General features: G+C 72.9%; 7 protein-coding genes. 1 reads left to right on the top strand and 6 read right to left on the bottom strand.

Annotation, left to right across the window (positions count from 1 at the left end):
* Positions 1–115 precede the first annotated feature (115 nt).
* From HAV40_RS36570 to HAV40_RS36550, 5 genes are all read right to left on the bottom strand, one after another.
* Positions 116–1,096: a pentapeptide repeat-containing protein gene (locus HAV40_RS36570; protein WP_166388890.1), complete on the bottom strand. Its 981-nt coding sequence runs from the start codon at positions 1,094–1,096 to the stop codon at positions 116–118.
* A gap of 167 nt (positions 1,097–1,263) precedes the next feature.
* Positions 1,264–2,370, bottom strand: a complete 1,107-nt coding sequence (locus HAV40_RS36565; protein WP_166388889.1) for an ArsR/SmtB family transcription factor — start codon at positions 2,368–2,370, stop codon at positions 1,264–1,266.
* 181 nt (positions 2,371–2,551) lie between these two features.
* Positions 2,552–3,073 carry an LURP-one-related family protein gene (locus HAV40_RS36560; RefSeq protein ID WP_166388894.1) on the bottom strand — a complete coding sequence of 174 codons (522 nt, stop codon included), beginning with the start codon at positions 3,071–3,073 and terminating at the stop codon, positions 2,552–2,554.
* A gap of 209 nt (positions 3,074–3,282) precedes the next feature.
* Complete coding sequence (locus HAV40_RS36555) at positions 3,283–4,038, bottom strand: hypothetical protein (RefSeq protein WP_166388888.1); 756 nt, start codon at positions 4,036–4,038, stop codon at positions 3,283–3,285.
* Positions 4,038–4,538, bottom strand: coding sequence for a sigma factor-like helix-turn-helix DNA-binding protein (locus HAV40_RS36550; RefSeq protein ID WP_166388887.1), 501 nt, complete (start codon positions 4,536–4,538; stop codon positions 4,038–4,040). Before HAV40_RS36550 ends, HAV40_RS36555 begins: the two co-directional genes overlap by 1 nt.
* Positions 4,539–4,687: 149 nt before the next feature.
* Here HAV40_RS36550 and HAV40_RS36545 point away from each other — a divergent pair, with 149 nt between their 5' ends.
* A complete protein-coding gene (locus tag HAV40_RS36545) occupies positions 4,688–6,163 on the top strand; it encodes a translation initiation factor 2 (protein WP_166388886.1) in 1,476 nt (491 codons plus the stop codon).
* 68 nt (positions 6,164–6,231) lie between these two features.
* Here the strand turns inward: HAV40_RS36545 and HAV40_RS36540 are convergent, their stop codons facing one another.
* Positions 6,232–7,731, bottom strand: coding sequence for a ricin-type beta-trefoil lectin domain protein (locus HAV40_RS36540; RefSeq protein ID WP_239087043.1), 1,500 nt, complete (start codon positions 7,729–7,731; stop codon positions 6,232–6,234).
* Positions 7,732–7,897: the final 166 nt, after the last annotated feature.

Here is a 7,897-nt window from a genome sequence, read left to right as displayed (position 1 = left end):
AGGTCACCATCGAACCGGCAGCCGCCTGACCGCGATACAACGACAAACCCTGTCCCGGCTCCGCTGCGCTACGCCGAGACGCTGCCGCCTGCCCACTCACCCTCAAGTTTTCGGACTAGGTGAGGAGGATGCGGAGGAGGAGGGCGGCTTCGGGGTCGATGAGGGTACGCATGTCGATGAGGGCCTGGTCGGCTCCGCCGGCTACGCCCATGAACTTGCGCAGGTGCTGGAGGCGGCCGCGGGCCTCCTGGGCGGCGTGGTCGTCGCGGTCGGCCAGGCGCTGCAGGCCCGCTTCGACGCGGGAGACGCCGCGGACCACGACCAGCGCCGGGTGGTCGGGCAGGTTGACGCGGTCGAAGTTCACGCCGCGGAAGTCGACGTCGTCGAACGCGGTCACGCCGCGCATGTCGACGTCCTGCATCGGGTTGGGGCCCAGCTCGCGCTCGGGCTCCAGGACGCGGCCGTCGAACACGACCTCGCGCAGCACCCCGGCGAACCGGCAGCGGACCAGGCTGGCCTGCCAGAAGTTGGTGCACTCGAGCTGGGCGTGGGCGAAGTCGACGTCGGTGAACGCGGCGACGCCGCAGCCCAGCCGGGACAGGTCGGCGTGGCGGAAGTCGACGTCGCGCAGCCGGTTGCCGCGTCCGGCGTACCAGCCGCCGACCGACGAGCGGGCCAGGTCTGCGGCGAGGAACGAGGTGTCGGTGACGTCGGTGGCCCACATCCGCAGGCCGACGCAGTGCGCGCCGTCGAACAGGCTGTTGTCGATGACGCAGCCGAACAGCCGCAGCCGCGGCAGGTGCGCGCCGCGCAGGTCGAGGTCTACCAGGCGGGCGTGCTGGAACTCCAGCGTCGCCGCGACGTCGGAGAACTCGAAGCCGAAGGTCATCGCGCCGGGCTGCCGGGGCGCGCTGTCCGGCTCGGCGGACCTCGTTTCGGACGCGCCCAGGCCACGCAGGTCCCAGCGGCCGTCGATGCGGTCCAGGGCCAGGCCGTCGAGGCGCTCCCCGGTCCGCAGCCGCCGGATGACCTCGGACTGCAACTCCGGCCCGCCGGACACGAGCCACCGCTCCACGAGCGCCTCATCGTTGAGCATGCGGACCCCTCGTATCGACAACGCCGCATGGCGAGCTGCTCGGGGTGCAGCTCAACGGGTCGTTGGCGATCAAAAGTAGGTCGCCGGGCCCGGCAACTCAACAGGTCGTCGCCTGGTATGTCAGATATGTCCGACAGCGTTACCGAACCTTGACCTACGTGGGACTCTCACTGCAGCAGGGTCAGGTCGTGACCGACGGTGACCCCCGCCAGCAGCGAGCTGCCGAGCGGCGTGACCGCGTGCAGCATCGACGGACCAGCCCGCCGCGAGGTGATCAGGTTCGCGGCGCGCAGCGCCGTGGCGTGCTGGCTCGCGCTCGGCGCGGACACGTTCGTCCGCCGGGCGAGCACGGTGGTGCTGACCGGTCCCCCGGCGACCGCCTCCAGCACCGCGGCCCTGGTCCGGCCCAGCAGCGCCGCCAGCGCCGCCTGTGGCGGGGCTGACCGGTCGCCCCACAGCAGCGCCGCCTGTCGCAGATCACGCACCGCCGGATACACCAGCACGCGGGTCCGGTGGTCCTGCGACGTGTAGAGGTGTGGCATCGGCCAGCAGAAGGCCGACGGGGCCAGCAGCAGGCTGCCACCGTCCAGGGTGACCTCGCCGTCGTAGTGGGAGGGGATCGTCAGCACCGGGGCTTCCCAGCGCACCAGCGGGTGCAGCCGGGACAGCGCCGCTCCCACCCCCTCGGCGAGCAGGACATGGCCGAACGCGGCCTGCTCGGCGTCGACGAGCCCGCCGATCCGGCCGTCGGCGTCGTCGGGCATCGCCGCGCGCCGCAGTTCCCGCAGCGCCCGCACCAGGTCGCGCCGGGCCTCGTGGTCGCCCGCGACCAGGTCGCGCAGCCATGGCGGCGGTCGGCGTCCGCCCAGCCGGACCAGTCCCACCTCCGCGTTCAGCTGCCGCGGCGACAGGGACAGCAGATTCTCGGCGGCCTCGTCGGCGCTCGCCTCCGCGCCCGCCAGCGTGATCAGGTCGACCTGCAGGTCGTGGTGCGGGAACAGCAGGGACGCCGTGTGCATCGCGCGCGGGGTCAGCCGGGCCTTCGCCGCGGAGCGCCACCGCCCGTAGAGGTGGCCCTCCTCGCGAGCCGCCATGACGGGCGCGGCCAGCTGAGCCAGCGCCAGCGGCCCCAGCCGGACGACCCGGACCCGGGCGAGGTCCTGCACGGTGAAGTGGATCCGCAGCATGGGCACGTCCTCCGGGCCGTCGGGCGGGCCGGGATCGCCGCCGTCGGTGTCCCGGCGCGCGGGATTGGCCTCCCCTGTGGCGGCCAAGCCCGCGAGAGCCGAGCGCCGCGGCGGGACCCGGCGGCGCCCGGCCATACGCCGGTTCCCCGCAGGCGATGATGCGCGCCCGCGACCGCGCGGTCGAGGCTATTCGGCCACAGATTAAACACCCTGGATACGGACGTGGGGACATCGGCCGCAGCCGACGCCCCCACGGGCGGTCCGAGGATCAGCGGGCCTGGAGCGCGTCCAGCGCCACGGCCATCGCCACGACCAGGCGGCGGTCGATCGCCGGGTCGTGGATCTCGACGGTGTACTTGTCGCGCACCAGCGCGAACTTCTTCACCACGGAGAACACGGGCTGGCCGTCGCGCACGAAGTCGAAGTGGTAGGGCCAGAAGGTGAGGTCGGCGAAGCGGCGCAGCAGCGCGATCGGCAGGCTCCGCTCCTGACCGGTGATGCGGGCGCCACCGGCGGGCTCCACGTGCCAGGTCGAGCGCAGCAGCGACTTGGCGAAGTCCTTCTTGAACAGGCCGATCGGGGCGCCGTTCTCGTCGGTGACGTCGTAGGTCGCGCCCAGGTCGATCACGCTGCGCGCCTTGAAGGCGGCGAAGACGCCGGTCTTGCTGTCGTCGCGGTACAGCGTGACCTGCTCTTTGAAGGCCATGCGCTTCTGCTCGACGAACGCCAGCTGCTGACCGGGGGTGCCGTCGGGCTGCACCGACGTGACCTCGTACCGGTTGATCATCATGGTGAAGCGCTGCTTGATGAACAGCGTCTGCTGAGCCTGCAGGGTGGCCAGATCCACGAGGGGGTTTCCTTCGTCCGAGGGGGTGAACGCGGAACATGAACTGTCCGCGAGGCGACAGTGTGCCACGAATGCGCCGAGCAGGAGGAACGGCCGAACGTACGGACCGGTGGGACGCGACCGCCACCGCACCCCACCTGCCCGTACGCCTGTCAGCCGTGCTCGACCGGCAGCTCCGCCCGCCCACCCGGGCCGATCGCGACGATCTTCGTGATCTCGGAGAACTCGTGCGCTTGCCGGCCCGTCGCCGCCAGCAGGTACCACTCGCCGTCGACCTGCGCCTCGCGGGTCACCCCGCCCGGGAAGTGCACCTCGACCCGGGTGACCCCGGCCGGGACGCGCCCGAACGTGAACGCCGCCGGTGGGTCGAGCCCCCATGCCGACGAGGCGTTGCTCAGCCGTCCCGGCGGGTACGCCGGGCGCATCGCGGTGGTCAGGTTGGACCCGCCCACCTCGACCACGTGCTGCTCGCCGCCGAGCCAGCACGCCGCGCTGCCGCGGTCGTCGGCGTAGATCAGCAGCCGCAGCCGTCCCGGCAGCGGTTCCACCTCGAAGCGCAGCGGGGGCAGCGCCGTCAGCCCCGCCGTGGCCAGCTCCCCGGCGGCGTAGTCGGCACAGCGGCCCGGTGCGGTCGTCGCGCTGCTGCTCGGCCGGGGCGGCTTGCCCGGTGGCGAGGCCGATGGCAACGGCACCGCGGGCTCGTCGTACGACGGCGGGGCTGCCACCAGCAGGAAGCCCAGGCCGAGCAGCACCACCCCGACCAGCACGCCCGCGGCCAGCGCCAGCACCGTGAGCGGCCGGGGGCGGGGGCGTGCCCCGATGATCCGGGCCAGCGGCACGGCCAGGTGCGTGTCCCGGTGCGCACCGCGGACCAGCTCCGCGAGACGTTCGTCATCCAGTTCCGTCATCACCGCTCCTCCCCGACCAGCGAGCCGTCGCCGACCGCGACGGCGAGTTGGGCACGCAGCGCCGCCAGCGCCCGGTGGAGGTGGACGTGCACGGTCGCCGCACCGATGTGCAGCATCCGCCCCGTCTCTTCGGCCGACAGGTCGGCCAGCAGCCGCAGCGCCACGACCTGGCGCTGCCGCCTGGGCAGCTTCATGACCAGGGCGCGCAGGCGCGCGTCGAGCCCGCCCGGAGCGCGGTCGGCGACACCGCCGACGTCGGGCGGATCACCCGGCAGCTCCCGGCGCAGCCGCCGCCACCAGGACCGCTGCTCGTTCAGCGCGGTACGCAGCACCCACGCCGTCGGGTTCGGATGCGCCCGGACCGCGTCCCAGCGGGCGTACGCCCTGGTGAACGCTTCCGCGACGGCGTCCTCGGCACCGGGCTGCCCGCGGGTGGCGACCAGGAGCGCCCGGTAGACGGCGTCCTTGCGCGCCGCGTAGAACTCGCCGAAATCGTCCATCGACACCACCTGTGGCCGGGAAGGGAACTCTCGCATGAACTACGCGCGGCACCCCGTCGGGCCTTTACCCGCCGTTCCATGCCATGGGACAGCGCGCACCGGACCCGGATGGGAGACTGGCCCGCTCAGCGCGGCGGGAGGGGAAACGGGTGCGCGAACAGATCCTGATCGGGGTGGCGGCCAACCGCGGCGCACCCGTCGACGTCCTGCTGCGCCTCCTGTCCGACGAGGCGCAGGCCTGCTGGGACGCCCTCTGCGGGGAGCGCGACCTGCCCCCGGCGGTTCTCGACGCCGTCCTGGCCCACCCGGACCGGCTCGTACGCAGGCGCATCGCCCGCAACCCGTATCTCGATCCGGCGCAGCGCGCCCGCCTGCTCGACGACCCGGATCCGAAGATCGCCCTCGCGGTCGTCGTGCAGCCGGTGCGCTGGTCCACCGGAACGGAGCCGCGTCCCCTGCCCGACGACGTCGTCCGGCGACTGCTGGCCGACCCCGGCCCGATGCTGACGGTCGAGGAGCTGCTGAACGAGCTGGCGTCCACCCAGCCCGGCGCGACGGCGGTCGAGATCGCCGCCACCCACCCGCAGCCCGAGGCCCGTGCTGCGGCCTGCGGCTTCCGCGGTGTGCTGTCCGACGAACGCTGGCTCGCCCTGCAACGCGATCCCGATCCACGGGTGCGTGCCGCGACGGCCGCGGCGATCACCCGTGACGCGCGACTGATCGAGCCCGCCGACATGCCGCCCTACCGGGGCCACTACCACTGGCAGGTGCTGCAGGTCGGACGGCTGTCCCGGACGCTGGTGGATCAGCTGACGGCCGAAGGCGACCCCGTCGACCTGAAATTCATGGCCTACAACCGGCACCTGCCGCCGGACGTCGTCGAGCTGCTGGTGTCGCATCCGGACGCGGGTGTCCGCGGCACCGCCGCCAAGCGCGGCGACCTGTCCGCCGAGCAGTTGACCCGCCTGTCCGCCGATGTGGACGAGGGTGTGCGGATCACCGTGTCGATGCATCCAGCCCTCAGCGAATCCCAGCGCGCCGCGATCGTCGTGAGCCGCTGGCCGCGCGATTCCTTCGACCGCCTCCGGCAGCCGCCGCTGCCGGAACTCGCCATCGGCATCGCCCGCGCCTACTCGGTGAATCCGCTGCTCCGTCGCGAGGCGGCACGCGACCCCCGGCTGCCGCACGCCGTCGCCGCCCGCCTGGCCGAAGACCCTGACCAGGGCGTACGCCTCAGGCTGGCGCTCTGCCACCCGTCCCCGCCACCGCCGCTGCTGCTGCGTTCCTATCGGGAAGCCGGCGAGCGGGACCGGCCGCACCTGGCGACCCGGCCCGGTTTCCCCGTCGCGGGTCTGGTCCGGTTCGCCCGCGATCCGGACCCGATGCTGCGGCTGCTGGCACTGCTCGACCCCGAGGTGCCCGCCGACGTGGTCGACGGCCTGCTGGCCGACCCGGTCGACCAGGTGTGGCAGGCCGCCGCGGCCCATCCCCGCCTGCCCGCCGACCGGCTGCGCGAGCTGCTCACCGGCGACCGGGCTCCGTACGCCGCCACGAATCCGGCGCTGGACGGCGAGACCCTGCACGGCCTGCTGGACGCGGCGGCGATCCCGGCCTCGCCGCGCTGACATCGCGCTGTACCGAGACCGGCCCGCGCGCGGCGATGTCACCACACGCGGGCCGGTCGCCGGTCAGGTCAGCCGCGCCGCCACTTCTGGTTGGCGCCGCCGGTGCAGTCCCAGGTGGACAGCGGGGTGCCGGTGCCGCCCCAGCCGGTGACGTCGACGCACTTGTTGGCCTGCGGGTTCACCAGGTCGCCCGCGCCGGTGAGCACGAACTGCTGGGCCGGGTTGCCGCTGCAGCCGACGATCTGGATCGCCGCGCCGGGGGCGGTGGAGCCCCAGGCCACATCCATGCACATCCCGTTGACGGTGCGGATGGTGCCGTCACCGGGGAACGTCCAGTTCTGCGCGTTGGTGCCGTTGCAGTCCCACAGTTGCAGGCGCTGGCCGTCGACGAAGTTGGAGTTCGGCACGTCGATGCACTTGTCCTGCCAGCCGATGATCCGGCTCGTGGAACCGCCGCCGCCGGAGGTGGTCAGCGTCAGCCCGTACGCGCCGAGGATCTCGTTGACAGGCTGGAAGAACGTCGTCCCGCCGGTGGAGCAGTTGCCGGAGCCGCCGGAGGTGACGCCCTGGGCCTGGTTGCCGCTCATCCACGCGCCACCGGAGTCGCCGCCCTCGGCGCACGCGGTGGTCTGGGTCAGGCCGTAGACGGTCCGGCCGTCGGAGTAGTTGACGGTGACGTTCTTGGCCTGCACGGTGCCGCAGCGCCAGCCGGTGGTCCGGCCCGAACGGCAGATCGACGCGCCGATCGCCGACTCCTGCGACCCGGCGACGGTCACGTTGCCGCCGCCGTAGTTGTTCACCCACGGGCGCGGGGTCCAGTTGGCGTTGGTGCGCACCCAGGCGTAGTCGTTGCCGGGGAACGACGAGCCGGCGAAGTTGCCCTGGCTGACGTTGTTGTAGCCGAGGGTGGGGCTGCCGGTGCCGCCGCAGTGCCCGGCGGTGACGAAGCCGCCGTTGACCGAGAACCCGATCGAGCACAGCGTGTTGCCGTTGATGACGTACTGGTCGCCGCCGCGGATGTCGTACAGCGGGCGCGGGGCCTGGCCGGTGACGACGCGTACCTGCGCCGCCGTCAGGCCGCTAGCGGCGACGAAGCGCCGGGCCGCGTCGGCGTTCGCGGCGCTGACCGTCACGGTGTTGGCGGCCACGTCGACGTACCAGCCGTGCACGTCGCGTCCTGCGGTGGCGGCCTTGCCGTCGAGCCTGGCCTTGACGGCGTCGAGCTGCTGCTCGCTGCGGCCGACGCGGACGGGCAGCGCACCGGCGGCGCGGGCCTGGGCGGCGGCCTCGTCGTCGAGCACGCCGACCTTTAGGCGGCCGTCCTCGGGCGAGTACCAGGCGCCGGCGAACCGGCTGCCGAGGCGGTCGCGCACGTCGCGTTCGACGACGGGCGCGGCGGCCTCGTGCGCCTGGCGGACGCGGGCCTGGTCGGCGGTCAGGCCCAGGTCGCGTTGCAGCGCCTGCTGCATGCCGAGGGCGGGGTCGGGGGTGGGAGCTGCGGAGGCGGGGGCAGGGGCGATCAGCGCCACGGCGAGCACCGCCGCGCTGGTCAGCGCAGTGAGTCTCACGTCGAGTCCTTCAGGGAGGGGGACGGAACAGGTGCGTGAGAGCGCTCTCAAGAAACAGACTTTACTGTGGCCCCGCCAAAGTCAATAGACACTGATGAATTACTCTCCGTGCCCGATCCGTGCCCCACGCCCGAAGATCGCCCGACTTGCCGGGCAAGTGGGCGAA

The organism is Catellatospora methionotrophica (genome assembly GCF_011297335.1).
GTDB lineage: Bacteria > Actinomycetota > Actinomycetes > Mycobacteriales > Micromonosporaceae > Catellatospora > Catellatospora methionotrophica.
The sequence above is the reverse complement of the archived record's forward strand: the minus strand, read 5'-3'. Positions and strand labels throughout refer to the sequence as shown.